The sequence below is a fragment of the Tessaracoccus sp. ZS01 genome, from assembly GCF_022342445.1.
Lineage (GTDB): Bacteria > Actinomycetota > Actinomycetes > Propionibacteriales > Propionibacteriaceae > Arachnia.
The window spans coordinates 51,846-77,750 of the sequence record NZ_PQFE01000012.1 but is presented as its reverse complement, the minus strand read 5'-3'; the positions used below and the strand labels follow the sequence as shown (position 1 = coordinate 77,750).

At 68.2% G+C, this 25,905-nt stretch carries 19 protein-coding genes; 10 read left to right on the top strand and 9 right to left on the bottom strand.

Annotated elements, in window-relative coordinates; genetic code table 11:
* Position 1 precedes the first annotated feature (1 nt).
* On the top strand, positions 2–1,006 hold the full coding sequence (locus tag C3E87_RS10945; protein WP_076062708.1) for a glycosyltransferase family 2 protein: 1,005 nt from the start codon (positions 2–4) through the stop codon (positions 1,004–1,006).
* Here the strand turns inward: C3E87_RS10945 and C3E87_RS14955 are convergent.
* Together C3E87_RS14955 and C3E87_RS10935 are read right to left on the bottom strand one after the other, a co-directional pair.
* Positions 999–2,300: an ATP-binding protein gene (locus C3E87_RS14955; RefSeq protein ID WP_076062705.1), complete on the bottom strand. Its 1,302-nt coding sequence runs from the start codon at positions 2,298–2,300 to the stop codon at positions 999–1,001. The two genes, C3E87_RS10945 and C3E87_RS14955, sit on opposite strands and share 8 nt — an antisense overlap.
* On the bottom strand, positions 2,297–3,010 hold the full coding sequence (locus C3E87_RS10935) for a LytTR family DNA-binding domain-containing protein (RefSeq protein WP_076062703.1): 714 nt from the start codon (positions 3,008–3,010) through the stop codon (positions 2,297–2,299). The genes C3E87_RS14955 and C3E87_RS10935 overlap by 4 nt, the downstream gene beginning before the upstream one ends.
* 87 nt (positions 3,011–3,097) lie before the next feature.
* Between C3E87_RS10935 and glf the strand changes: the two genes are divergently transcribed.
* Entirely contained in the window at positions 3,098–4,237 is a 1,140-nt protein-coding gene (glf, locus tag C3E87_RS10930) for a UDP-galactopyranose mutase (protein ID WP_076062701.1), read from the top strand.
* A 69-nt stretch (positions 4,238–4,306) separates the two neighbouring features.
* Here glf and C3E87_RS10925 read toward each other — a convergent pair whose 3' ends face one another.
* The 4 genes from C3E87_RS10925 to C3E87_RS10910 all read right to left on the bottom strand — a co-directional run bounded on the left by C3E87_RS10925 (position 4,307) and on the right by C3E87_RS10910 (position 11,826).
* A complete protein-coding gene (locus tag C3E87_RS10925) occupies positions 4,307–7,264 on the bottom strand; it encodes a glycoside hydrolase family 3 N-terminal domain-containing protein (protein WP_076062699.1) in 2,958 nt (985 codons plus the stop codon).
* Between the two features lie 47 nt (positions 7,265–7,311).
* Positions 7,312–7,722, bottom strand: a complete 411-nt coding sequence (locus tag C3E87_RS10920; protein WP_076062697.1) for a hypothetical protein — start codon at positions 7,720–7,722, stop codon at positions 7,312–7,314.
* A 101-nt stretch (positions 7,723–7,823) separates the two neighbouring features.
* A complete protein-coding gene (locus C3E87_RS10915; RefSeq protein WP_198928291.1) occupies positions 7,824–10,268 on the bottom strand; it encodes a glycoside hydrolase family 3 N-terminal domain-containing protein in 2,445 nt (814 codons plus the stop codon).
* 199 nt (positions 10,269–10,467) lie between these two features.
* Positions 10,468–11,826, bottom strand: a complete 1,359-nt coding sequence (locus tag C3E87_RS10910; protein ID WP_076062692.1) for a hypothetical protein — start codon at positions 11,824–11,826, stop codon at positions 10,468–10,470.
* A 127-nt stretch (positions 11,827–11,953) separates the two neighbouring features.
* On the opposite strand from C3E87_RS10910, the gene C3E87_RS10905 reads away from it, so the two are divergent.
* Entirely contained in the window at positions 11,954–12,517 is a 564-nt protein-coding gene (locus tag C3E87_RS10905; protein WP_076062689.1) for a maleylpyruvate isomerase N-terminal domain-containing protein, read from the top strand.
* Between the two features lie 114 nt (positions 12,518–12,631).
* A complete protein-coding gene (locus tag C3E87_RS10900) occupies positions 12,632–13,045 on the top strand; it encodes a CBS domain-containing protein (RefSeq protein WP_076062687.1) in 414 nt (137 codons plus the stop codon).
* A 30-nt stretch (positions 13,046–13,075) separates the two neighbouring features.
* Here C3E87_RS10900 and C3E87_RS10895 read toward each other — a convergent pair whose 3' ends face one another.
* The 3 genes from C3E87_RS10895 to C3E87_RS10885 all read right to left on the bottom strand — a co-directional run bounded on the left by C3E87_RS10895 (position 13,076) and on the right by C3E87_RS10885 (position 17,541).
* Complete coding sequence (locus C3E87_RS10895) at positions 13,076–13,936, bottom strand: hypothetical protein (RefSeq protein WP_143571003.1); 861 nt, start codon at positions 13,934–13,936, stop codon at positions 13,076–13,078.
* 298 nt (positions 13,937–14,234) lie between these two features.
* Positions 14,235–15,221: an acetylxylan esterase gene (locus C3E87_RS10890; RefSeq protein WP_076062682.1), complete on the bottom strand. Its 987-nt coding sequence runs from the start codon at positions 15,219–15,221 to the stop codon at positions 14,235–14,237.
* Positions 15,222–15,225: 4 nt separating this feature from the next.
* Positions 15,226–17,541, bottom strand: a complete 2,316-nt coding sequence (locus C3E87_RS10885) for a glycoside hydrolase family 3 N-terminal domain-containing protein (RefSeq protein WP_233120792.1) — start codon at positions 17,539–17,541, stop codon at positions 15,226–15,228.
* Positions 17,542–17,667: 126 nt separating this feature from the next.
* On the opposite strand from C3E87_RS10885, the gene C3E87_RS10880 reads away from it, so the two are divergent.
* The 6 genes from C3E87_RS10880 to C3E87_RS10855 all read left to right on the top strand — a co-directional run bounded on the left by C3E87_RS10880 (position 17,668) and on the right by C3E87_RS10855 (position 25,891).
* Entirely contained in the window at positions 17,668–18,978 is a 1,311-nt protein-coding gene (locus tag C3E87_RS10880; RefSeq protein ID WP_076062679.1) for an ABC transporter substrate-binding protein, read from the top strand.
* A 14-nt stretch (positions 18,979–18,992) separates the two neighbouring features.
* The gene (locus C3E87_RS10875; protein ID WP_233120791.1) at positions 18,993–19,988 is read left to right on the top strand and encodes a carbohydrate ABC transporter permease; all 996 of its coding nucleotides are present in this window, start codon (positions 18,993–18,995) and stop codon (positions 19,986–19,988) included.
* The gene (locus C3E87_RS10870) at positions 19,988–20,881 is read left to right on the top strand and encodes a carbohydrate ABC transporter permease (RefSeq protein ID WP_076062674.1); all 894 of its coding nucleotides are present in this window, start codon (positions 19,988–19,990) and stop codon (positions 20,879–20,881) included. The genes C3E87_RS10875 and C3E87_RS10870 overlap by 1 nt, the downstream gene beginning before the upstream one ends.
* Positions 20,882–20,923: 42 nt before the next feature.
* Positions 20,924–21,922: a LacI family DNA-binding transcriptional regulator gene (locus C3E87_RS10865; protein WP_076062672.1), complete on the top strand. Its 999-nt coding sequence runs from the start codon at positions 20,924–20,926 to the stop codon at positions 21,920–21,922.
* Between the two features lie 1,616 nt (positions 21,923–23,538).
* Complete coding sequence (locus C3E87_RS10860) at positions 23,539–24,456, top strand: type IV toxin-antitoxin system AbiEi family antitoxin domain-containing protein (protein ID WP_143571002.1); 918 nt, start codon at positions 23,539–23,541, stop codon at positions 24,454–24,456.
* Positions 24,457–24,652: 196 nt separating this feature from the next.
* Positions 24,653–25,891, top strand: a complete 1,239-nt coding sequence (locus C3E87_RS10855; protein ID WP_076062667.1) for a PHB depolymerase family esterase — start codon at positions 24,653–24,655, stop codon at positions 25,889–25,891.
* Positions 25,892–25,905: the final 14 nt, after the last annotated feature.

The following is a 25,905-nucleotide window of genomic DNA, read 5'->3' as shown; positions in this document are numbered from 1 at the left end:
CATGACGACCCTGACCCTGGCCGTGCCGAGCTACAACTCGGCCGCCTACCTCCACCGCTGCCTCGACTCCCTGATGCCGCTCGACGACGACCTCGAGGTCATCGTCGTCAACGACGGCTCCAGCGACGACACCTCGGCCATCGCGCACCGCTACGCGGAGGCGCACCCCGGGCAGGTGCGCGTGGTGGACAAGGCCAATGGCGGCCACGGGTCGGCGGTCAACGCCGGCCTGGACGCCGCCACGGGACGCTACTTCCGGGTGGTGGACAGCGACGACTGGCTCGACCGCGAGGCGCTCACGGCGCTGCTCGGCGTGCTGCGCGGCCAGGACCGGCTGGACCTCGTCGTGACGAACTTCGTCTACGAGAAGGAGGGCCGCACGCACCGGCACGCCATGCGCTACCGCTCCACCCTCCCCATCGGGCGCGAGTTCGGCTGGGACGAGGTGGGCCGCTTCCGCGCCGACCAGGGGATGCTGATGCACGCGCTGACCTACCGCACGGCGGTGCTGCGCAACTCCGGCATGCGCCTGCCGGAGCACACCTTCTACGTCGACAACCTCTACGCCTTCGTGCCCCTGCCCTATGTGCAGCGGCTGTTCTACCTGGACGTGGACCTGTACAGGTACCACATCGGCCGGGCCGACCAGTCGGTCAACGAGGCCGTCATGCTGAAGCGCCTGGACCAGCAGCTGCGGGTCAACCGCCTGATGATCGGCGCGCTGCCGTCGCCCGGTTCGACGCCGAAGGCCCTGCACCGCTACCAGGTGCACTACCTGGGGCTGGTGTGCGCCGTCTCCTCGATCATGCTGATCCGCGCCGGCGGGCCGGAGCAGCTGCAGCAGAAGCGCGAGCTGTGGCGCGACCTTCGCGCCGCCCACGCGCCGGCGCACCGACAGCTACGACGCAGCGGCATGGGCCAGTTGGTCAACCTGCCCGGCCGCACCGGGCGCAGCGTCTCGGTGCTTGCCTACCGTGTGGCCCAGTCGGTCGTCGGGTTCAACTGAGCGGGAGTAGCACCGTCAGGGTGAACCAGTTGTCGCGGCCGACGAAGGTGGCCTCGCCGCCGTACTTCTCGGCCGCCTGCTTGATGCTCTTCACGCCCAGGCCGTGCGTGCCCCCCACCTTCCGGGTGGCGAGTTCGCCCTCCTCGTAGCGCAGCTCGCCGTCGAAGTAGTTCTCGAACTTCAGCACGACGAAGCGGGCCTGGTTGAACACGGCCACCCGGATCAGTCGCTGCTCCGGGTCCGGCAGGCGCAACACCGACTCGATGGCGTTGTCCAGCGCGTTGCCGCAGATGCTGGCCAGGTCCATCACGTCGACGAAACCCAGGGCGCCGCCGTCAGCCACGGCCGTGAAGTTGATGCCCCTGGATCGGCAGTAGCGGGCCTTGGAGGTCAGCACCGTGTCCAGCACCGGGTTGCCGGTGTCGAACGCGGCGCCGAACTCGTTGAGCGACTCCTCCAGGGCATCGAGGTGCTTGCCCCGCTGCTCCGGATCCCGCTCGGACCGGATCACGGCCAGGTGGTGCTTGAGGTCGTGGGAGGCGCGGCTGACCTGTTCGATGTCTCGCTTGGCCGCCAGGTACTGGTCGTGTTGGGTGCGCAGGATGGCGTCCATGGCAGCCACCTCCAGGTCTGCCCGCTGCTTGCGCAGCTGCTCGTGCTGGGCGTACAGCGCGATGTAGCCGGCCAGGTCCACCAGCGTGCGGATGTAGAAGACCTCCAGGGAGATCTCGCCGCTGAACGGCGTGTTGGGGGTCACGAAGCTGAGGTTGCTCAAGCCGAACGTGCCCACCGCCATGGCGATGGCGATCGCCAGCATCCGCGGCTCGACGGCCGGCGCCATCCCGTCGAAATGCCGCCGCTCCAGCACGTGCGCGACCCCGAAGGCGGCCGCATACAGCGCCAGCAGCACCAGCGTGGGGAACAGTGCGGTGATCCCTGGCTCGGGGTGGAAGTAGAAGGCATGGATCTGCCACTCCAGCGACGCGACCAGCTCCGCCAGCACGAACGCCCGGGCGGTCACGTAGCCGGCGTCGCGGGCGTTGACCGTGGTGGCGATACCGACGAAGGCGAGCATGCACGCGGCCGCCAGCCCCATCCCGAGCGTCCACAGGTACTGCGGCAGCGTGCCGGCGAACAGTTGCACACCGACCAGTAGCCCCAGGCCCCCGGCCAGGGCGGCCACCGTGCCGGCGACGCCCCACCGTCGGGGCAGGACGAGGATGTAGACGACGCAGGCGAGCCACTCCGCCAGCCCTGTGAACTCCCGCGGGATGTTGGGCAGGATCTCGGTCACGCGGGGTTCCCGCCGAAGTAGGCGGACAGGGCCTCGAGGAACGGCTTCTTCCGCGCGCGGCTGACGGGCAGGGAGACACCGCCGGTGTGCTTGGATTCGCTGCCGCTGAACCCCTCCACATGACGCAGGTTCACCAGCAGGAAGCTGTTGGAGCGGTAGAAACCGCGCGGCTCGAGTTGGGTGGCCATCTCCTTGAGCGTGCCGATCATCGACAGCTTCTCGTCCACCATGTGGAAGACGAGCCGGTGCTTGATGCTCTCGATGTAGATGACGTCAGCCAGGTTCACGCGCAGCATCTCGCCGCCGACGCTGAGCATGATGTGCTCGTCGCGGGCCTTGTCGAGACGCTCCAGCGACCTCTTCAACTCCTGCGAGAACGCAAAGTACGGAACGGGCTTCAACAGGTAGCTCAGGGCGTCCACCTCGTAGCCCTTGATGGCGAACTGCGCCATGTTCGTGACGAAGATCAGGATGACGCCCGGGTCCACCTCGCGGATCAGGCGGGCGGTGGCGAAGCCGTCCAGGTTGTCCATCTGGACGTCGAGGAAGATGATGTCGAACCGGGGGCGGTAGGCGGCGGTCAGTTCCGAACCGTCGGCGAACTCCTCCACCTTGAACTGGACGCCGCTTTCGAACTCGTACCGGGCCAGATAGCCCTGCAGGAGGTTGCGGCTCTCCGGCTGGTCGTCGACGACGCCGATGGTGATCATCAGTCCCTCCTCGGTCGCCCTCACATTACCAATCTGGCCCCTGTCCACGCTGGTAGCCTTACCCGGGAGCCGCATCCGGGAGGGAACATGGATCTGTTGGTCGTAGGGTCCGGGCTCTTCGGGCTGACCATCGCGGAGAGGGCCGCCACCGAACTGGGCCTTCAGGTAACCGTCGTGGAGTCCCGCAACCACATCGGGGGCAACGCCTGGAGCACGGTCGACGAGGCCACGGGCATCGAGGAACACCGCTACGGCGCGCACATCTTCCACACCTCCAACGACAACGTGTGGGGCTACGTCAACCGGTTCACCCGGTTCACTCCCTACGAGCACCGGGTCTACGCCCGTCACCGCGGCGAGGTGTTCCCGCTGCCCATCAACCTGGGCACCATCAACCAGTTCTTCCGTCGCGGGATGAGCCCCGACGAGGCTCGCGGTCTCATCGCGGAGCAGGCAGCGGAGCTGGGCGGGCACGAACCGGGCAACCTCGAGGAGAAGGCGATCTCACTGATCGGCCGGCCCCTGTACGAGGCGTTCATCCGCGGCTACACGGCCAAGCAGTGGCAGACGGACCCGCGCGAACTCGCGTCGGGCATCATCACCCGGCTTCCGGTGCGCTTCACCTACGACAACCGCTACTTCAACGACACCTACCAGGGCATGCCCCTGGACGGCTACGCCGCCTGGCTGCAGCGCATGGCGGACCATCCCCGGATAGACGTCCGGTTGGGCGTGGATTTCCTCGAGCCCGGGCACGAATTCAGCCGCGGCTCCGCCGTCGGCCAGGTGCCCGTGGTCTACACCGGCCCGCTGGACCGCTACTTCGAGCACCGCTACGGGGCCCTCGGCTGGCGGACGCTGGATTTCGACCGTCGCGTGCTCGACGTCGATGACCATCAGGGCACCGCAGTCATCAACGAGTGCGACAAGGACGTCCCCTACACGCGCACGCTGGAGTTCAAACACTTCCACCCCGAGCGCACCCACCGTTCCGGCACCGTCGTGGTGCGGGAGTTCTCCCGCTTCGCGCAGGCCGCAGACGAGCCGTTCTACCCCGTCAACACCTCCGAGGACCGGGCCGTCCTGGAGCAGTACCGGCAGGCCGCCTCGGACGAACCACGCGTGTTGTTCGGCGGGCGGCTGGGCACCTACCAGTACCTCGACATGCACATGGCGATCGGCTCGGCGCTCAGCCGCTTCGACAGCGTCGTGCGCCCCTGGTTCTGACCCCGGACACACAGCTGCGGGGCCCGCTCGGAAGCGGGCCCCGCAGTTGTCGTCAACCTTCGGTGTGGGTCAGGCTGCGCTGACCTCACCGGAGTGCCTGCGCACCCGGCGCCACACCAGGAACGCGCCCAGCAGGACCAGGGCGCCCAGCACGGCGGTGACCGCGTACTGGATGTAGACCCAGGTGGGGGGCGTGTAGTCCACCGTCGCGCCCGGGGCCAGCCCGTTCATCGCATTGGAGTTGGCCACCGTGAACAGGATGTTGTGGGTGGCGTTGCGGATGTCCGTCACGGCCTTCGCCGACGTCGTGTCCACGAAGGACTTCGACGGCTGGAACGTCAGCGTCAGGTCCGTGCCCGCGCTGATGCTCTGGTTCGGGTTCATGTACGGGTACAGGTTGAAGTCCGAGATCGCGAAGCCCTGGAAGCCCCATTCGTTCCGCAGCACGTTGGTCATCAGCGCCTCGGAGCCGCCGGCCCACGTGGCGCCGATGCGGTTGAAGGAGCTCATGATGCCCGCCGCGCCGATGGTGGTGTCGGTGCGGGTGCCATCGGCACCCGAAATGTAGGACACGTCCATCGAGATGTTCTTGACGGCCATCTCGAAGGGCTTGAGGTACAGCTCGCGGATCGTCTGCTCGGTTGCCCACGTGGCGATACCGTTGTTGACGCGGTTGGTTTCCTGCTCATTGAGCGCGAAGTGCTTGAGCATCGTGTAGACGCCCTTCTCGGCGACACCGTTGGCCACAGAGGTCAGCAGCGCACCCGACAGCAGCGGGTCTTCCGAGTAGTACTCGAAGTTGCGGCCACCGAACGGCGAGCGGTGCAGGTTGGCCGCCGGGGCGTACCAGCCGTTGATGCCCTTGTGGAGCGCCTCGTTGCCGAGCATGCGGCCCATCTCGGTGCCCAGGTCGACGTCCCACGTCTGCGCGATGAGGAACTGCGACGGGTAGGCAACGCCGTTGATGGACGAGTTGATGAACGACGAGAAGCCCGCGGGGCCATCCGGCTCCAGGGTCTGCGGCTTGGCGATCGAGCCGATGCCTGCGGTCTGGTAGGCGCCGTTGAGCAGCAGGTCGGACATCTCGGAAACCGTCAGCGAATCCAGCAGTTCGGCCCACTGGGGATCGTCCTTGGCAAGGCCGCGCATGTCGATGAGGGTCAGGTCCGACCCCTTGCCGGTGGCAGGCTTGTCGCCGTCGAACTCGTCGGCCGCAGCCTCGTGGTCCCACGGTGCGAAGCCGGCGACGATGGCGTCGCCCGCCACGTACTGATCCTCCGAGGGGGCGGTCGGGAAGGTGCCCGCGAAGTCGGCGCGCGACATCGAGACGACCTTGCCGTCCTGGGGCTCGGCGGCGAACTGCTCCGAGACGCCGTCGAACTGGTTGGTGACCTCGGTGAGGTCCGTGGAGCGGTGGTTGTCGCCGGAGTACACCACGGTCTCGTCCACGGTGTAGGCGCCGGGCTCCACGCCGTCGGCGAGGGTGTGCGAGTCGGTGCGCAGGCTGATCTCGTAGTCGCCGGCCTCCAGGACGTAGGCGCGGTTCTCCAGGTGGTCGTAGGACGCCATGTCCTCGACCGCGAACTCGAGCGTGAGGGTCTCCGAGGCGCCCGGCTCGATCATGTCCGTCTTGGCGAAGGCGCCGAGGACCACCTCTGCCTTCTCGATGCCACCCGGCGTGTAGGGCGCCGAGTAGTACAGCTCGACGACGTCGCGGCCGGCGACGGCACCGGTGTTGGTGACCTCCACCTCCACCGAGATGGCGCCGTCCACGGCACCCGCCTCGGAGGACACGACGCGCCAAGCGAAGTCGGTGTAGCTGAGGCCGTGGCCGAACGGGTAGACCACCGCGTCGTCGTAGTCGATGAAGCCCTCAGCGGCCGCCGTTTCGTAGTAGCGGTAGCCGATGTAGATGCCCTCCGCGTAGTTCACGAACGGGGCGTCGGAGGTCAGCGTCGCGTTGGAGGTGGCGCGCTCCACGGCCGAGACCGGGAAGGAGGCCTCGATGTTGTTGTAGATGAAGTTGCCGAAGTTCGCGTAGGTGGGGTCCTTCGTGAAGTCGGCGGCCCAGACGTCGGCGGTGCGGCCCGAGGGGTTCACGTCGCCCGCGAGGATGCCGCCGAGCGCGGAGAATCCGCTGGCGCCAGGTGAGCCGGCCAGCAGGATGGCGTCGACCCCGGCGTCGTCCTGGAGATCGCCCAGTTCCATGGTGGTGGAGGCGTTGACGACGACCACCACGGTGTCGAACGACGACTTCGCGAGCTCGATGAGGTCGCGCTCGTCCTGGTTGAGTTCCAGCTGGTGCTGACCCTCGACGGCGTTCTCGTCCCAGCCCGCCATGTCACGGGTGAGGTCGCCGCCCTCGCCGCCGGGGCGGCCGATGAAGACGATGCCCGCATCCGCGAAGTCCTGGAACGAGCCCTGGAGGGCCTCGTACTGTGCGACGGGGAGCTCACCGATGGTGTAGCTGGAGGCCTCAGGGTTGTCCATCTCGATGTGGCCCCGACGGTTCTCGGCGGCGAACGCCTCGATGGCCGTGTAGACCTCTTCGTTGATCTCGAACCCGGCGCCCTCGAGCCCGCCGCGGGCGGTCACCGCGGAGCGGGTGTCGACGGAGCCGGAGCCGGCGCCGCCGAAGACGGGGTCCGCGGCCGCGCGGCCCAACATGGTGACCCGCCGGGCCGAGGCGAGCGGCAGGGCCGCGCCATCGTTCTTGGCGAGCACGATGCCACCTGCGGCGATCTCCTCGACGAGTTCCTTGGCCGCCGCGTCGACATCATCGATGGTGGCGAAATCGGCCGTGTAGTACTCGGTGTCCCACCCCTCGGATTCCTCCGAGTTGGTGAAGGTGTACGTACCAGAACCGAGCTGGGAGGCGACCCAGCCGCCGCCGACCACGAGCGCCACGTTGGCGGCGATGATCAGGGCGGTCACCGTCACGAGGACGGGGACCCAGATCCACAGGAACCTCTTGTTCGGCATTGGCGCCTTCCGGCGATCAGAGACCTTCTTCGGTCTGGCGTTCACTACTTGTCTCCTTCGAGCACAGGTTCAATGATGAGGTGTGGGGGCGGTTACTCGGAAACTTCGGAGATTTCGCCGTCCTGGTCGATCTGCCAGGTCTTGTCGTCGGCGGCGGAATCGGCTTCGATGGTGAACTTGCCGTCCTTGATCTCGATGGTTCCCTGCACGCGGGAGGTCTTCTCCGAGAAGCTGTAGGGCATCACGAGCAGGCCGTACTTCACGGTGGGGGCCTCGACGTCGCTGGCCAGCATGACCTGGTTCCAGTCGTCGTCCTTGAGTGCTTCGAGCACGGTCTGGCGGGCGTTCTCCAGGTCTTCGGCCACGTCCACCTCGCTGGCGGCGGGCGCGCTGGCGGCGGGGGCGGCGGCGTCGTCCCCGGCGGAGCAGGCGGTGACGCCCAGGGCGCCGGTCATCGCGAACAGGAGGCCGAGTCCGGTGGTCAGAATCTTGTTGGTCTTCACTTCTTGTTCCTTATCGTCTGTGGCTCCGGGCGGGTCCCGGTGCCGGGAACGGGTGGCGGGCCGGAAGGGGATTCGGCCCGCCACCCGGGCGGTGGGGTGGGTCAGCCGGCGATGGGGCCGGCGTAGTTCAGGCCGAAGCCGTAGTCGTAGGCGTTGCCGTTGGCGTCGGTGTAGGGCGTCACGTCCTTGGCGACGTCCTCGAACTGCTTCTCGACGGTGTCCATGTCCGCGGGGAACTGGATGGGCAGGCGGCCCTTGGGCTCGTACAGGCCCAGGGAGACCTCGATCAGCGCTTGGTCGCTCGTGCCGAAGCCGACGACGATGGCATCGGATTTCGCCTCGAACTCCGCCGGGATGACCGGGTTGGCCGCCTTGAGGACGGTCACGACGGGGATGTCCTTGCCGCTGGCTTCGACGGCCGCGACGGCCCGCTCGAACGAATCCAGGTCGGCCTCGTTGGAGATGCGCGAGGTGTTGCCGAAGTAGGAGCGATTCTGCTTGGTGCCGTCCTCGAGAAGGTCGCCCGAGATCGACACCTTGCGGACGTTCTCGCCGTCGGCGGTGTAGGGACGGTACTGCAAGGACAGCGGGTACCACTCGCCGGTCGCGGCGTCGAAGCCCGAGTTGCCGAACACGACGCCGGCCACGGGGCTGTCCATGCCGACGAGAACGAGGTCGACATCGCTCAGGTCTGGCGCGGTGTAGCCGACGACCTTTCCGTCAGCATCCTTCTCCACCTCGTCGGTGACGACCTTGGAGAAGTACTTGGCAGCGACGTCGAGGTCCATGGTCGGGCCCTCGGTGTAGGCCGGTTCGCCGAAGATGCTCGCCGTGCCGACGTCGTAGGACTGGGGGATGTACACGGTCTTGTCGGACCACTGTGCCGCCTCGGCCGCGGCGATGGTGCCGTCGTCGTTCTTCAGCATGACCACCGAATCGAGTTGGGCGGCGTAGCCGGCCTCCACCTTGTCCTCGCTCGCCAGTGTCTCGGCCGACTGCTCGGGGTCGAGGAAGGCGCTCTCGTAGAGGCCGGGGTTGAAGAACATGGTGAGGATGCGGGCGCCGGACTCCTGGAAGCGGGTCTCCGCGTCCATCTCGAGCTCGCCGGCCTCGAACTTCTGCTGCCACAGGTCAGCGGCCTCGAGCAGGAAGGTGGCGTCGTTCACGCCGCCGAACATGTCGTGGCCGGTGCCCAGCACCTCGACGTATCGCTCCGCCGGGCTGAGCTCCTCCGCGCCCCACGCGGTGCCGATGAAGGCGCCCTCGTCCTTGGCCCCCGTCATGACTCCCCAGTCGGTGACGATGACGCCCTGGTAGGAGTTGTCCTCCCGGAGGATCGCCATGCGGCTGGCGTCGTACGCCGTGCCCATGCGGTCCTCGAACAGCGGCTCGCCGTCGGCGTCCAGCGCGATCGAGTAGGCCGTCATGACTGCTGCGGAGTCGAGCGCACCCTGGAAGACCGAGACGTGCTCGGCCAGGTTGTCGCCCGGGTAGACGCCGTACTTGCCGGCGTCGGTGTGGGCCTCGCGGCCACCCTCGCCCGGCCCGTCGCCGGCGAAGTGCTTGATCATGGCGTTGACGGACTCCGTCCCCCAAGCGTCTTCGCCCCCGGTGCCCTGGAAGCCGTCGACGTAGGCGGCGGCCAGTTCGGCCGCCTGGGCGGCGTCCTCACCGAAGGTGCCGCCGACGCGCAGCCAGCGGGGTTCGGTGGCGAGGTCGATCTGGGGGCTCAGCGCGGTGGAGATGCCCAGCGCACGGTATTCAGCAGAGGCCATCTCACCGAAGTTCTGGGTGTGCTCCGCGTTGAACGTTGCCGCCAGGCCCAAGTTGGAGGGCCAGCGGGAGATGTCGGCGCCATCGGCGTTGTAGCCGCCGGAGCCGGCGGTCGACCGCGGGTCGGAAGCGAAGTTGACCGGCACGTAGGGGGTGTCCTCCGTGGACAGGGTCTCGACGAACGCCTGCATCTCGTTGACCCACGGCACGGTGACCTTGGCGTCGCTGCCGGCGGCGTTGAGGACGGCGCGCAGGTTGGACTCGGACAGGTAGGTCTTCTGCGCGTCGGTGAGGCCGTCCGCAGGGGTGCGCTCGTGCGAGCTGAACAGCATGAGGCCGGCGATCTGCTCGACCGACATCTGGCCGGCGAGGTCGGCGGCGCGTTCGGTGGCGTCGACCCGCCAGTCCTCCCACGTGTCCAGCTCACCGTTGGCGTTCATGTCCTTGAACGCGTACATCGCACCCTCGATCTCTTCCTCGAGCAGGGTGACGCCGCTCTCGGCGCCGTACGACAGGGTGGGGCCGTCACCAGGGTTGTCGACAACCTTGAAGGTGGTGGTGCCGTCGTTGACCTCACGCTCTGTGTAATCGCCGGTGGTGGTCTCGCTGACCGATTGCGCAGCCGAAGGTGTCGGGGACTGGGTCCCCTGCTGCGCCGGGGCTGCGGTGCAACCCGAAAGAGCCATGGCCGCCACGCCGGCAAGAGCCAGGACACGCACGGCGGAGCGCTTCATCGGATGCCCCCCTGCACCCTCACGCTGAAGTACCTTCATCTATTTCTCCTCGTCGAGTGGGACGCGGCCGGACGGCCGCGTGTTACCGCGAGAAACTCAATCAGCCGTCCGGAGAGGCGCTCGCCGCCTGAGCACAACCTGTCGGTCTGTGCGCACAATCGGCCGGGAGGGGGCCCATATACGGGCCGGAGCGGCAGCCATCAGGCTGCCGCTCCGGGTGTCGTCGATGCGAGGTGGATCAGGTGAACTGGACAATGTTGTTGAAGAGCCACGTGTCCACGACGCGGTAGGTGGTTGCGCCGGCCGACACCGGCTCAGCCACCTTCGCCATCGCGTACGCGCGGCAACCGTTGCGGCCTGAGGTGGCGGTGTCGCACTCGACGCGCCACCTCCGCCCGTCCGTGGCGGTCCACTCGCCCTTGTAGCCGACGGTGCCGTTGCCGCCCACCGGGTTGCCCTTCCACAGCGCGCGCGGCGACGGCTTGTACGTCAGGTTGTTGAACGCCCAGCCGTCGAGCCGGTTGAACGTGCCCGCCTGGTAGAGGATCTGGGTGGCCCAGATCTCCGTGCGGCACCGCTCCGTGGCGGAGTACGCCTCGCACGTCGTGCGCCACTTTCGGCCGTTGAGGTCCCACGTGCCGGGGGTGGTGTAGACGTTGAACAGCTTGCTGTCCATGGCGAGCTTCCAGTCCATGAACTGCTGCGGCGTGCCGACAGGGGTGAGGCCGGTCTCGCCGTGGGTGACGTTGACCACCCGCATCTCGTAGCGGCCGGAGACCAGCCCGACGGGGAGCTGCCCGCGGAGCTTCGTGATGCCGGCCCCGGCGCCCTGGACGGGCCCGTTGGCGTCGAGCGGGACCCACTTCGTGCCCTGCTTGAGCTGCACGCTGTAGCGCCCCGAGCTCGACGCGTTGTACAGCAGGCGCGTGAACGCACCGTCCTTCGTGGGGGCTGCCTCGAAGCCGCGGTCGCGGGGGCGCTTGCTCACCAGGGAGACGCGGTCCATCCCTGCGTACCGGTCTGCCGAGTTGAGCACCATTCCCCGCACGGGCCGCCAATCGCTGGGCTGCACCGCGATCGTCGCCTGCGAGGTGTACTCGCCGGGCAACGCGCGCGTCTTGATGCTGGCGCGTGCGACGCCGACGGTGTCGGTCGCCTTGACCTTCCTGGGAGTGACCATGACCGGGTCCGAGAGGGGGGCGAACATCACCCGGTTGTCGGCGTCGCGGACCTCGTAGACGATCGCGCTCAGCGAGACGGTCACGCCGGGCACGCCGCGGACGGACACCTGCAGCGTGACGCCCTCCTCCGGGCTGGTGGTGAGGAACTGGGAATCGATCGCGATGGAGCAGGTGGAGCCGTCGGTGGGGACGCCACCGCACAGCTTGATGGTCTCCTCCCCCGCCGTCGCCTGCGCTGCCGGGGAGCCGAAAGCGAGACCAGTCACGGCCAGGGCCGCGGCGATGACCGCTCCCAGCCAGGCTTTCGTGGACTTCATCGGGATCCTGGTGCCGGTGAACCTGCCCGCCCGGTGGAGCACTGCGCCCCCCAGGGCCAGCACCGCAGCTGCTGCGGCGCTGAGAAACTTCTTCACCATGGATCTTCCCTCTCGTTAGCGGATCCGAGGGCATTCTGTCTGGGTCCGGGGTCACCTGGGGCGCCCTGTCCAGACTGTCCACAGGCCGACGCCCGAGTTCTCGCCTCGCAGCCCGTACGCTTCTGCCATGACCAATCAGATCGCCGAACAGCACTCCGCCCTCGCCGGCAAGCTCGCCGCCATTGCGGCCAACGTCACCGACTGGGACGCACCCACCCCCGTGCAGGAATGGCGCGCCCGCGACGTGCTGGCCCACCTCATGGGCTGGCTCCCCGGCATGCTCAACGGAGCCGGAGTGGAACTCCCCACCGTCGAGGTGGGAGACGACGTGCTCGCAGCGTGGTGGAAGCACACCGCCAACGTGCAGGCCCTGGTGGAGGACGACGAGCAGGTCGCCCGCGTCATCGACGTCGGCCAGGGCGACCAGACGCTCGGCCAGGTGCTCGAGCAGTTCTACCTCTCGGACCTGTTCATGCACCGCTGGGACCTGGCGAAGGCGTCCGGCCAGGACGCCCAATGGGAACCCGAGGTGGTGGCCGGGATGGTCGAGGGCATGGCCCCCATCGCCGAGGCGCTGGGCGCTTCGGGCGAGTTCGGCACCCCCGTCGTGCTGGACGAGTCGCACACTCCTGAGGAGCGTCTCGTGGCGCTGATCGGGCGCGATCCGAACTGGGCGCCCATCGTTCACTGAGCCCACCCGCTGGGTCCCTTCTCACCCATTGGTGTCCTTCCCACCTGGGCGCTGCTGTGACAGGGTGGAAAGACGGCTGGCCGACGGCCGGCTCAACCCATCGGGAGGTAAGCGATGACTACCGCACGAGAACTCATGACCTCACCCGCCCAGTGCCTGTCGCCGGACGACACCCTCGTTGACGCCGCCAAGCAGCTGGCCCAGCACGATGTCGGCTCCATGCCGGTGTTGGAGAACGGCCGCCTGGTCGGCGTGCTGACAGACCGCGACATCGTGGTCAACGGCATCGCCAAGGGCGTCGACCCGGCGTCGTGCAGCGTCCGCGACGTCGCCACCAGGGACGTGGTGTGCGTCGACGTGGACGACGACGCCTCCGTCGTGGCCAAGGTGTTGGCAGACAACCAGATCCGCCGCGTCCCCGTCCTCGACGGCGACGAGGTGGTGGGCATCGTCGCGCAGGCCGATGTCGCCGTTCAGATGGACGTGTCCACCGTGGGTGAAACCGTGGGGGCGATCTCCGAGGAGTGACCCGCCCAGGATATTCCGAGTGCGGACCTATCAGGTGACTTCACCGGATAGGTCCGCACTCCATTTTGTCAGTGGGTCTCGTTCATGGGTCTCGACCACCGGGCAGGCGGGGCACTGCTGCATCCGCTCTGACCAACCGCCGCGACGCAGGAGGGTCGCCACCTGGGTTGCCGCTCCACAGGGCTCGTCATTGGTGTTGTGCCAGCCGTAACGGAGCGTGCGGCTGTCGTCGTCCACGATGTTGGCGTTGTCGCGGCGCATGTCGCGGGACCAGTTGCCGTGGTCACGCTGACCGTCCAGTTCGAGGATGAGACCGTATTCCTCGTACATGCCGTCGACGCGGCCCGCCTCGCGCTGGACCTGCCTGTCAGGCAGCGGCAATCCGTGGGCCTGCAGCACCTTCCGGTGGAACTGCCACTCGAGGGCCGACTCGATGCCCCTCCCAGCGGCCGTCGACAATTCCTCCAGCACAGCCCTGTGCCGGAGGGCCCTCCGCTTCCCCACCGTCGCCAGGACGCGCCCCGGTGTCGTCTTCTTCTGTGCGAAGGCACGAGCCACGGCCGAGACGGCCTCGTTCTCGTCTGCTTCGTCAGCGATGTCCAGCAACGTCTCTTCGACGCTGGTGCGCCGCGGGGTGAGACGCCCGCGACGGCTGGACCTCCGGAACCGCACGCTCCACTCGCCGACGGCGAACCCCAGGTGCTCGCGCGGCGCCCAGATGGTCACGTCCGAGGGCTCGTCGCGGACCACGCCGTGCAGGAATCCGGCCGCCCGGCTGCCGACCGCCGCGTCAGCACCGCCCCGGAGAACGCCCGACCAGGCCGCGCCGAGGAACGACGGCGGGTCGAGCAGGTACAGACCTTGGGCGACGCGGTGCCAGTCTCGCGCCATGCGCGAGATCACATCCTGGCTGAGCCCACCGTCGATCAGCTGTGCCGTGGTGAGTACTCCTGATTGGTCGTCAGCGAGGTGCCGGAGGGGTGGGGGTAGAGACTGTCGAGGTCGCATACGCCCAACCTTGAGCGCGCCGTCGGAGTAACAGCCAGCGTTTCGAGCGAACGGACAACACCCGACCGGGAACGGACAACACTTCAGCGTCCTCAGACAACACCGCTCACCGAGACAGACCCTCATCAAGTGCGGAGTTCCCGGGCATGTATGCCCAGGAACTCCGCAGTCGAAAATGCGGTCAGCGACTCAGCTCAGCCAACCACCGGTGAATCCGCTCCACCTGGTACCCGCCGCCGCCCTCGTGGCCGTTGAAGGGGTACACCTCAATGGATTTGTCGCCCGCGTAGTGGTGATAGGCGGCGTACACCGTCGACGGCGGGGTGATCTGGTCCATCAGCGCCACCGAGAACAGCCCAGGCGACTCCGCCCGCGCGGCCATCGACATCATGTCGAAGTACGACAGCGTGCGCATCACCTGCTCGGCCCGCTGCGGGTAGACCGCCAGGTAGTCGGCGACCTCCTTGTACGGATAGGCGTCGGTCAGCCCGATGGCCCGGCGGAAGTGCGACATGAACGGCACGTCGGCCGCGCACCCGGCGATCCGCACGCCCCGGTGCCGAGCCAACCCGGCCACCGCCAGCGCCATGGCGCCGCCCTGGCTGCCGCCGGTGATGAACAACCGGTCGGCATCCACCCGTTCGTGGCCGGCGGCGGCCTCGGCCAACCGCACGGCGTCGACGAACAGGCGACGGTAGTAGTAGCCCTCCGGGTCCAGGACGCCGGCGGTCATGAAGCCGGGCACGCTGCCCGACGTCCGTAGCCCCGGGTCTTCGCTGCCCGGCTTGGGGCTGCCGTTGCGCCATCCCTGACCCCGCGCGTCGATCACGAACTGCGCGTACCCGCCGACGGCGAAGTGGATGTTCTCGAACGGCATGCCGCGGCCCATGGAGTACCCGGTGTACTGCACGACGGCGGGCAGCGGCCCCTCGATGCCCCGGGGCAGCGCGAGCCACCCGTAGACGCGGTGGCCGTCGAAGCCGAGCCAGCTCACCTCGAACGCGTCCAGCACCGCGAGGTGCGTCTCGACGGGTTCGCAGGTGAAGTCGAGCGGGCCGGAGCCGTGCTCCTCGAAGGTGCGGGCCCAGAACTGGTCGAAATCGGCGGGCTCGTCGAGTTCCGGCGCGTAGGTGGCCAGCTCGGTGGGAGTGAGGTCGAAGAATGCCATGGGATCAGCCTAGGGAGATCGACGGGACCAGGACACGACCCTCGCCCACTTCGCGCACCGCGCCTGTGAGGGTGAAGGCGCCCACCAGCGGCGTGTCCTCGCTGCTCGCACCCACCTTGACCTCCATGGCGCCGGGCTCGACGATGCGGGTCTTGGCCAGCCCCGTGAAGCTCATCAGATCCGCGTGCAGGCCGAACGTGACCGTCCGCGACTCCCCCGCCTCCAGCGGGACCTTCGCATAGGCGACCAACTGCTTCAGCGGGCGCACCACCTGGCCGGTGAGGTCCGAGAGGTACACCTGGACGACCTCGGCGCCCGCCCTGTCGCCGGTGTTGGCGACGGTGGCGGTGACGGTGAGTTCACCGTCGACGGGCACCTCGGTGGCGGAGAGCCGGAGGTCCGAGATCTCGAAGGATGTGTAGGAGCTGCCGTGGCCGAACGGGAACAGCGGCCGCGGGTCCAGGTTGGACACGCCGTCGGAGAACCAGCCCAGCGGGGGCGCGATGTAGGTGCCGGGCTGGCCGCCCGGATGGTTCGGGATGCCGACGGGCAGCTTGCCGGTGGGATTCACGCGGCCGGACAGCACCCCTGCCATCGCCATGCCGCCCTCGGCTCCGGGCATGAAGGCCTGGACGATGGCGGCCACCCGGTCCGCGAACGCGCCGAGCGAGTAGGGACGACCCGAGACCACGAGCAGCACCGTCGGGGTGCCGGTGGCGAGGACGGCCTCGACGAGGTCGGCCTGGGCGCCGGGCAGGCGGAGGTCGACGGCGTCGCAGCCCTCGCCGGAGGTGCCGTGCCCGAACATGCCGGCCTTGTCACCCACCGCCACGACGGCGACCTCGGCGTTCCTGGCCGCCTCCACCGCGGCGGCGATCCCGGAGGTGTCGGGCTCGAGGATGGGCACGCCCCGCTCGACGGCGACCTCAGCCCCCGCGAACTCCGCGCGCAGGGCGTCGGCCAGCGACAGCATGTCCAGGCCCATCTCCATGTCGGGGTGCCGCTGCATGACGTGGTTCGGGAAGGAGTAGCAGCCGAGGAAGGTCAGGGCGTCGTCGGCGATGGGGCCGACCAACGCGATGCTCTTCGCCTGGAGCGGCAGCAGGTTCTGGTCGTTGGCGAGCAGCACGATGGACTCTTCCGCCACGCGGCGGGCGATGTCGCGGTTGCGCTCACTGTCGAGGTGCACGGCGGCGCCGGCCGTGGCCGGGTCCCAGCCGTCGTCGAGCAGACCGAGCTGGATCTTCTGGCGCAGCACGCGGCGGGCGGCTTGGCGGATGTCCGATTCGGCAAGGATGCCGCGCTCGACGGCCTCCGCTAGGTGCCCGAACGCGCCGGTCTCGGGCAGTTCCACGTCCATGCCCGCGTGCAGGCTGAGCGCGCCGGCCTCGGTGAGGTCGTCGACGACGCGGTGCATCGCCTGCAGGAAGCTGACGGACCAGTAGTCGGACACGACGGTGCCCTCGAAGCCCCAGCGATCGCGCAGCACGTGCGTCAGCAGGTGGCGGCTGGCGGCGGCGGGCACGCCGTCGAGGTCCGAGTAGGAGTTCATGACGCTGGCTACCTTGCCCTCGCGCACCGCCATCTCGAACGGGGGCAGGAGGATGTCCTCGATCTCGCGGGTGCCGATGCTCACCGGGGCGTGGTTGCGGCCGGCGCGCGAGGCGGAGTAGCCCACGAAGTGCTTGAGCGTGGCGAGGACGCCCGCGCCCTGCAGGCCCTTCACATAGGCGGTGCCGACGGTGCCCACCAGCATCGGGTCTTCGCCGATGGTCTCCTCGACGCGGCCCCAGCGGTAGTCGCGCACCACGTCGAGCAGCGGCGACAGGCCCTGGTGGACGCCGAGCGCGGCCATGTCCTGGCCGATGGCGGAGGCCATCTCCTCGATGAGCGCGGGGTCGAACGTCGCGCCCCACGCGATGGCCGCGGGGTAGACGGTGGCTCCCCACGCGGTGAGCCCGGTCAGGCACTCCTCGTGGGCGATGGCGGGGATGTTGAAGCGGGAGTGTTCGACGACCCGGCTCTGGAAGCTGGCCAGGTTCCCCACCCCGTCCTCCACCGTGACGGGCGCGCTGCCGAACACGCGGGTGAGATGACCCAGGCCGTTGCGGCTGACCTCCTCGAACTCGCCGCTCGACATCACAGACTCCATGGGGGCGACCTCGCCGCCGCCCTCCGCGCGCTCCTTCGGGCGCGGCCAGAAGGCGCCGAGCTGGCCGGCCATCTCGGACAGCGTCATCTCGTCGAGCAGGGAGTCCACCCGCTCATCAAGGGAGTGTTCGGTGTTGGCCCAGGGATTCATGTGCTGCTCCATCGTCATCGAGTGAGTGTGTCGGTTACGAAAACGTTACCGAAAACGTTTGACATCGTGCACTTAGCTTGCCAGGATTAGTCTCACGGCACAACTAAATGCCATCAAAGTCAATGCTGACTGGAGGAACCACACATGAAGAAGGCCCTCATCGGAACCGCGATCGCGGCTCTCCTGCTGAGCGCGTGCGGCGGCGGGGCGACTGAGCCCGGCGAGACCAATGCGCCCAGCGACGCGGCAAGCTCAGCTGCCGGCGGCGAACCCGTCACCCTGAGCTTCTGGCACAACTCCACCACAGGCCCAGGTAAGGCCTACTGGGAGGACACCACCGCGGCATACACCGCGGAGAACCCCAACGTCACCTTCGAGATCCAGGTGATCCAGAACGAAGACATGGACGGCCGCCTGCAGACGGCCCTCAACTCCGGCGACGCGCCCGACATCTTCATGGCGCGCGGCGGCGGCAAGCTGGCCGACATGGTTGAAGCCCAGCAGATCATGGACATCACCGACGCCATCTCCGACGAGACCAAGGCGGCCTACGGCGAAGGCATCGTCAACACCTTCAACGTGGACGGCAAGATCTACGGCCTGCCCACCTCGCTCCTGCCCGGCGGCATCTACTACTCGAAGGACCTCTTCGAGGCGGCCGGCATCGAGGGCACGCCCGAGAACATGGACGACCTGAACGACGCCGTCGCCAAGCTCAAGGAATCCGGCGTCGAGCCCATCGCACTGGGCGGCAAGGACGCCTGGCCGGCAGCCCACTGGTACTACTTCTTCGTGCTGCGCCAGTGCAGCGAGGACACCATCAACAAGGCCGCAGACCTCGACTTCTCCGACCAGTGCTGGCTCGAAGCGGGCAAGCAACTGAAGGAGTTCGCCGACACCGAGCCGTTCAACCAGGGCTTCCTCACCACCTCCGCCCAGCAGGGCGCGGGTAGCTCCGCCGGCCTCGTCGCCAACCACCTGGCCGGTATGGAACTGATGGGCGCCTGGAACCCCGGCGTCATCGCCTCCCTCACCCCGGACGAGCAGCCGCTGCCTGACCTCGGCTGGTTCCCGTTCCCGGCCGTCGAGGGCGGCGAAGGCGACCCGACGGCGATGATGGGCGGCGCCGACGGCTACGCCTGCCACATCGATTCCCCCGCCGAGTGCGCCGACTTCCTGAACTTCTACGCCAGCAAGGCGAACCAGGAGGCCTACGCCACGGCGTTCAACACCCTCCCCGCCAACGGCGACGCGGCAGACGCGGTGGAGGACCCCGCGCTGAAGGACATCCTCGGCGCCTACTCCAACGCGGCCTACATGACGGTCTGGCTCGACACCTTGCTGGGCCAGAACGTGGGCAACGCGCTCAACGCCGGCGTCGTCAACATGCTCGCCGGCCAGGGCACGCCTGAGGACATCGTGTCCGCAGTCGAGTCCGCCGCCGCCAAGGGCTGACACGGAGGCCGGTCGTGACTGAAACCACCACCACTACTGCTCGGGTCGGCGCCTCCACGGCGCCGGCCCGGGCCGGCCGGCCGCGCCGAGCACGGGCTGACTGGCTCAAGCGCGCGGAGATCATGCTCCTCGCGGGCCCTGCGATCGTGATGTTCGTAGGCTTCGTCATCTTCCCCGTGGTCATGGCGGCCTACTACGGCTTCTTCCGCTGGCGCGGCTTCGGCCCGCCCACCGAGTTCATCGGGCTGCAGAATTACGTCACCATCTTCACCGACGGTCTCTTCCTCTCCGCGGTGCAGCACAACGGGTTCATCGTCATCGCGTCCCTCATCATGCAGGGGCCCATCGCGATCGGATTCGCCCTCCTCCTCAACCAACAGGTCCGGGGACGCTCCGTCATCCGGGTGCTGATCTTCGTTCCCTACGTGATCGCCGAAGTCATCGTCGGCACCGGCTGGTCCCTGATGCTGCAGAGCACGGGAGCCATCAACGACTTCCTCGGCAAGATCGGCCTGGACGCGCTCCAGCAGGACTGGATCGCGAACCCGAAGATCGCCATCTGGACCCTGATGATCATCATCTCCTGGAAGTACATCGGCTTCGCCGTGATCCTCATGCTCGCGGGCATGCAGGGCATCCCCGACGAGCTGTACGAGGCCGCCGCCGTCGACGGGGCGTCCTACTGGCAGATCCAGCGCGCCATCACCCTGCCGCTGCTCGGCCCCACCATCCGCATCTGGGCGTTCCTGTCGATCATCGGCTCGCTGCAGCTGTTCGACCTCGTCTACATCATCTGGGGTCAGTACGTGGCAGACACCGCCGGCACCTCGACGATGGCCACCTACATGGTCCGAGAGGGCCGCCTCGCCGGTAACTACGGCTACGGCAACGCCGTCGCCGTCGTCATCTTCCTGATCTCGCTGGTCATCGCTCTGACCTATCAGCGCTTCGTGCTGCGCCGCGACACCGAGGGCGCCCTCACGGAGAAGCCCGGAAAGGACAAGAACTGATGTCCCAGGCCGCCCTCACTCAACGTAGCCGCGCCGCTCGCCGCCCCCGTGGCGGCAAGAGGCAGAGCAGTTCCAGCGTCCCCTGGGGTAGCCCCAGCCTCTACCTGCTCGCCACGGTGTTGATCGCGCTGTGCATCGGGCCGGTGCTGTACATCATCCTCGGCGGCTTCCGCAGCAACGCGCAGATCACGACGAATCCGTCCGGCCTGCCGAATCCGTGGATCCTGCAGAACTACACCGACGTGCTGACCTCCAGCACCTTCTGGATCCAGTTCGGCAACTCGACGATCTCCGCCACCCTGACGACGGTGGGCTGCGTCGCGCTGGCCCTGGCAGCGAGCTACGTCATCGCCCGCTACCAGTTCCGGGGCCGCAACGCCCTGTTCTCGCTGTTCGCCGCAGGCCTGATGTTCCCGCTGACGGTCGCCATCACGCCCCTGTACATCCTGATCCGGACCCTGGGGCTCACCGACAGCCTGGCAGGCATCATCCTGCCGCAGATCGCGTTCGCGCTGCCCGTCACCGTCATCATCCTCGTGCCGTTCCTGCGGGCCATCCCCAAGGAGATCGAGGAGGCCGCGATGATCGACGGTTCCGGCCGCGTCGGCTTCTTCTTCCGGATGGTGCTTCCGCTGTCGCTGCCGGGCGTCATCACGACGGGCATCCTGGCGTTCATCGGCGCCTGGAACAACTACATGCTGCCGCTGTTCATCCTGAGCTCCCCGGAGAAGTACACCCTCCCCCTGGGCGTCCAGGCGTTCGCGTCGCAGTACTCGGTGAACACCGCCGCGGTGCTGGCGTTCACGTCGCTGTCCATGCTCCCCGCGCTGCTGTTCTTCAGTATCTTCGAGCGCCGGATCGTCGGCGGTCTCAGCGGCGCCGTCAAGGGCTGATGGGGCTGACATGCACGTGTACGGTCTGTGGAGGGAGGGTTCATGCGTCGAGTGACGATCACTGATGTCGCCCGCGCCGCGGGCGTGTCGGTATCGACGATCTCGAAGGTCATGAACGGGCGCGACGGCATCGCCGCAGACACCCAGCAGCGCGTGCAGCAGGTCATCGATGAGCTCGGCTATGTCGGCAACATCGGTGCCCAGTCGCTGCGCGCCCGCCGCACGGGGGTCGTCGGGGTGCTGGTGAGCCAGTTCGAGCCCTACTCCGCCGAGATCCTCAAGGGCGTCGGCGCCGCCGCCGAGGGCACTGATCTGGAGATCATGGTCTGGGCTGGCGCCTCCCACAACCCGCACGCCCCCACCGGCTGGGAGCAGAAGCTGCTGGGTCGCCTGGCCGGCAGCCTGATCGACGGCGCCATCATCGTCACGCCCAGCGTCGAGGCAACCTCCGGGAACTTCCCGGTGGTGGCCGTGGACCCGCAGCGGCTGGACCTCACCCGGCCCGCCGTCTCGGTCAACGACGAGGGCGGCACGCGCTCCGCCGTCAACCACCTCCTGGGGCTGGGGCACCGCCGGATCGGCTACCTCGGTGGCCGCGACGACCTGGCCTCCGCCGTCTCACGCGAGGCCGGCCTGCGCAAGGCCATGGCGGCGGCCAAGGTGCCCCTCAACGAGCGGCACGTGCTGTCCGGCGACTACACCGCCGTCGGCGCTGCCGAACCCGCCGCACGGCTGCTCGACGACCCTGACCGCCCGACGGCGATCGTCGCGGCGAACGACGTGTCGGCGCTGCAGGTGATCGCAGCGGCCCACGCTCGCGGCCTGAGGGTCCCCGAGGACCTGTCCGTCGTGGGCTTCGACGACGTGCCCGAAGCCGCGAGGCAGGGTTTGACCACCGTCGCCCAGCCGTTGCAGGCGATCGGCGCGATGGCGTTGAGCATGCTGCTCGACCTGCTGGCCGGGCGCGAGATGACTGACCCGCACCGTCAGTTGCCGACGCAGCTCATCCTGCGGGGCACCACCGCCGTGGTCGCCTCCTGACGCGAGGCTCGGTGGTTGGCGTGTGGGAACCGCACGATCCCGCTCGACGTGAGCCTGGTGGGCGGACTGCCGACCGCTGCTGGCTTTGATGCCGTCCATGGACACAAACCCAGCACTGGCGTCGACCGCTCGGCCTCAGTGCTGGGAATGGTGCCATACACGGGCTCAAACTCAGCGGTGAAACCCGACGGTGAACTGAGGTCGCCTTGCGGGCCGGGGCACCCACCTGCGCGTTTGCTGCCGCTTTCAGCGCAACCCGATTCGGCCGAAACTCCCCCCGTCGGAGGTCGCCGGGGCTGGGGCGCTCGGGCGACGTGAGCTCGTCCCGGGTCAGGCGCTGGCGGCCGAGCCTGCCGTCACCTGCGCTGAGCAAGGCAGCAACCGCGAGTTCCCCGCTCGGCCGGAACTCGGCAGGCGACTTGTGCCCGCCAGCGGTCAGGCCCTGCAAGCCGAGGCTGCCATCACCTGCGCTGGGCAGGCAGCAAGCGCGTGATCCCCGCTGGGCCTGAACCCGGCGGGCGACTGCAGGTCACTGCTGGCTTTGATGCCGTCCTCAGTCACAAACCCAGCAGTAGCGTGGACCGCTCGGCCTCAGTGCTGGGAATGGTGCCATACACGGGCTCAAACTCAGCGATGAAACCCGACGGTGAACTGAGGTCGCCTGGCGGGCCGGGGCACCCACCTGCGCGTTTGCTGCCGCTTTCAGCGCAACCCGATTCGGCCGAAACTCCCCCCGTCGGAGGTCGCCGGGGCTGGGGCGCTCGGGCGACGTGAGCTCGTCCCGGGTCAGGCGCTGGCGGCCGAGCCTGCCGTCACCTGCGCTGAGCAAGGCAGCAACCGCGAGTTCCCCGCTCGGCCGGAACTCGGCAGGCGACTTGTGCCCGCCAGCGGTCAGGCCCTGCAAGCCGAGGCTGCCATCACCTGCGCTGGGCAGGCAGCAAGCGCGTGATCCCCGCTGGGCCTGAACCCGGCGGGCGACTGCAGGTCACTGCTGGCTTTGATGCCGTCCATGGACACAAACCCAGCAGTAGCGTGGACCGCTCGGTCTCAGTGCTGGGAATGGTGCCATACACGGGCTCAAACTCAGCGATGAAACCCGACGGTGAACTGAGGTCGCCTGGCGGGCCGGGGCGGCACCCGCCTCCGCGTTTGCTGCCGCTTTCAGCGCAACCCGATTCGGCCGCAACTCCCCCGTCGGAGGTCGCCGGGGCTGGGGCGCTCGGGCGGACATGAGCTCGTCCCGGGTCAGGCGCTGGCGGCCGAGGTGCCGTCACCTGCGCTGGGCAAGGCAGCAACCGCGTGGCCCCCGCTCAGACTGAGCCCGGCAGGCGACTGCAGGTCACTGCTGGCTTTGATGCCGTCCTCAGACACAAACCCAGCACTGGCGTCGACCGCTCGGCCTCAGTGCTGGATTTGGCGCCGTAGACGGGCTCAAACTCAGCGATGAAACCCGACGGCGAACTGAGGTCGCCTGCCGGGCTCAGGCCACACAGGGTGTTGTCCAACCCGCGCCAAGTGTTGTCCCAGAGGACCTTCGTGTTGTCAGTTGCCCCTGAGGTGTTGTCCGTTGCCGCCATCCCCTCCCCATCGCACCCACGCGAGCACAGACTGGCGCCGTGCGACATCGACAACATCTCTCTTCATCCCTCGAGAAACTGGCCGCAGACCAGGCCGGGGTGCTCAGCACGCGGCAACTCCTCGACGGCGGGCTGAGCCGCAAGGTCATCTCACGCATGGCGCAGGGCTGGCGGCCGGTGGCTCAAGGGCTGTACCTCCTCGGGGCGCCGTCGTTCACAGCGGCCGCCTGGGCGGGAATCCTCCGCGGAGGCAAGCACGCGGCGGTCGGCGGCCGCGCGGCCGGGCACGTGTACGACATCGTCCGCGAGGCTCCTACCGACGTGACCATCTGGGTCCCCACCGACCATCATGACTTCGCCCTCGACGAGTGGCGCATCACCTTCCGCAGAGGCGAGCGCAGACGGCTGTACACGCTGCCTCGGACGTCGGTGGAGGAGGCGCTCCTCGACATCGCCGACACTGGGGACGAGAACGAAACCGTCAGCGCAGTGGCCAGGGCACTGGCGAAGGACAAGACGACGACCCAGCGGATCAGCGAGGCTGTCGACGGCCGGTCGCGCGTCGGGCACCGTGCTGTCCTGGCCCAACTCTGCACCGAGGCAGCGAAGGGCATCGAGAGCGCGCTGGAGTGGCGGTTCCACACCAACGTCCTCGTCCCCCATGGCCTCCCCATCCCGGAGCGTCAGGTTCGCCGCCAGGCCGGACGTGTGGATGGGATCTACCGCGACTACAAGCTCATCCTCGAACTCGACGGGCTGGCCGACCACCAGGACGCCACGCGCGACATGGACCGGGACAACCTCAACGTCGTGCAGGACGACAGCCGGACCCTGCGCTATGGCTGGACCGGCGCGAATCAGGAAGCATGCGCCGCCGCCCGCCAGATGGCGACCGTCCTGGGGAGGGGCGGCTGGCCGGATCAGCTCCGACGCGCACTGTGCTGCCGGACATCCTGAGCCCTCCAGCGCTGGATGTGGTGCCAAGCCCCTGCCCTGCGACGACCGATTGTGCCGCCGAGGCGTCCGATCATGCAGCGGCCCTCCGTCCTGCACCCCACGAGGCCGGGTAATGATCATGTCCGCCACGACCTCCACGACGAGGCCCACGGCGGATGCGTTGGACAAATCCCAGCCCAGACGAAGGAGTCTCGGAATGATGCAACCCCTCACACGACGTGCCCTGCTCGGTTCGGCCGCAGCAATCCCCGCAGTGGCCGCCCTCCCGCAGTTGGCCTCGGCGTCCACCTCGGTGGGCTTCGACCTGAACGCCACGGTGCTCGACGGCGGCGAGCAGGTGACGTCGCTGACCATCCGGGCCGGCGTGCTCGGACAGTTCGACCCCTCGAGCCTGACCCTCGAGACCTTCTCGGTGCTTGCACGGGCGGAGAGCCCGCTCCCCGCCTCCTCGAACCAGCTCACCCTCGGCACCTACGACGTCCAACGCGACGTGACCGCGGCCCGCATCGACAACCGGGGCAACATCACCCTCGAACTGGCAACCGCCGAGGGCGTTCCAGGGGGCGCCACCTTGGGCTACACCGTCCCGGCCGGGCGCAACGTCGAATTCAACCTCACCTACACGATCACGCAGAACGCCCCGCTCCGGCTGCGCAACCTGCGCCAGGTGACGATCGCCCGATTCGTCCAAGGTGAACTGACGAACCCCGAGGTGGACGCCTTCAGCTACGGGACCTCCATCTCCGGGCTGAACTACCGCCTGTTCACCCCCAGGAACAACGGCCACGGCCAGGGCGGCAAGCACCCGCTGATCGTATGGCTGCACGGAGGCGGCGAAGGCGGCATGGGCGCGCGCCAGACGAACGAGGCACAACTGCGCGGCAACCGTGGCGCAGTCGGTTTCGTGACGCCGGAGGCGCAGCAGATCTTCGGCGGCGCGTACGTCGTCGCCCCGCAGTCGCCCAGCGCGTGGATGACCGACGGCGACGGTTTCGCGCCGAAGATCGCCGCGCTCGTCAACGAGCTGCTCGCGTCGAACCACAAGATCGACCCGCAGCGGGTGCACGTCCTGGGCTGCAGCAACGGCGGCTACATGTCGCTCAAGATGGCGGTCGAGTACCCGGAGAAGTTCGCCTCCATCGTCCCCATCTGTCCCGGTGCGACGCCCAACTTCTTCACCGACGCTGAGTTGCAGAGCGTCAGCTCAACCCCGACGTGGCTGGTGCACTCGAAGGACGACACCGTCCTACCGTGGGAACCCAACACCGGGCGGGCGGCGGCGCTGATCGACGACGACATCGTCACGCTGTACGACACGGTGACGTGGCAGGGCCACCAGTTCATGGGGCACTGGTCCTGGATCTACGTCGCCCGTAACGACCCCCAGCACAACGGTCAGCACATCTGGCAGTGGATGGCCCAGCAGCACCGCTGACCTCCACACACCGG

What these genes read in the sequence shown, in the direction of transcription:
- C3E87_RS10945 (WP_076062708.1), top strand. Translation starts at nt 2, where the DNA reads ATGACGACCCTGACCCTGGCCGTGCCGAGCTACAACTCGGCCGCCTAC.
- C3E87_RS10905 (WP_076062689.1), top strand. Translation starts at nt 11,954, where the DNA reads ATGACCAATCAGATCGCCGAACAGCACTCCGCCCTCGCCGGCAAGCTC.
- C3E87_RS10870 (WP_076062674.1), top strand. Translation starts at nt 19,988, where the DNA reads ATGTCCCAGGCCGCCCTCACTCAACGTAGCCGCGCCGCTCGCCGCCCC.
- C3E87_RS10910 (WP_076062692.1), bottom strand. Translation starts at nt 11,826, where the DNA reads ATGGTGAAGAAGTTTCTCAGCGCCGCAGCAGCTGCGGTGCTGGCCCTG.
- C3E87_RS10915 (WP_198928291.1), bottom strand. Translation starts at nt 10,268, where the DNA reads ATGAAGGTACTTCAGCGTGAGGGTGCAGGGGGGCATCCGATGAAGCGC.
- glf (WP_076062701.1), top strand. Translation starts at nt 3,098, where the DNA reads ATGGATCTGTTGGTCGTAGGGTCCGGGCTCTTCGGGCTGACCATCGCG.
- C3E87_RS10935 (WP_076062703.1), bottom strand. Translation starts at nt 3,010, where the DNA reads ATGATCACCATCGGCGTCGTCGACGACCAGCCGGAGAGCCGCAACCTC.
- C3E87_RS10865 (WP_076062672.1), top strand. Translation starts at nt 20,924, where the DNA reads ATGCGTCGAGTGACGATCACTGATGTCGCCCGCGCCGCGGGCGTGTCG.
- C3E87_RS10855 (WP_076062667.1), top strand. Translation starts at nt 24,653, where the DNA reads ATGATGCAACCCCTCACACGACGTGCCCTGCTCGGTTCGGCCGCAGCA.
- C3E87_RS10880 (WP_076062679.1), top strand. Translation starts at nt 17,668, where the DNA reads ATGAAGAAGGCCCTCATCGGAACCGCGATCGCGGCTCTCCTGCTGAGC.
- C3E87_RS10890 (WP_076062682.1), bottom strand. Translation starts at nt 15,221, where the DNA reads ATGGCATTCTTCGACCTCACTCCCACCGAGCTGGCCACCTACGCGCCG.
- C3E87_RS10900 (WP_076062687.1), top strand. Translation starts at nt 12,632, where the DNA reads ATGACTACCGCACGAGAACTCATGACCTCACCCGCCCAGTGCCTGTCG.
- C3E87_RS10885 (WP_233120792.1), bottom strand. Translation starts at nt 17,541, where the DNA reads ATGACGATGGAGCAGCACATGAATCCCTGGGCCAACACCGAACACTCC.
- C3E87_RS10895 (WP_143571003.1), bottom strand. Translation starts at nt 13,936, where the DNA reads ATGGCGCGAGACTGGCACCGCGTCGCCCAAGGTCTGTACCTGCTCGAC.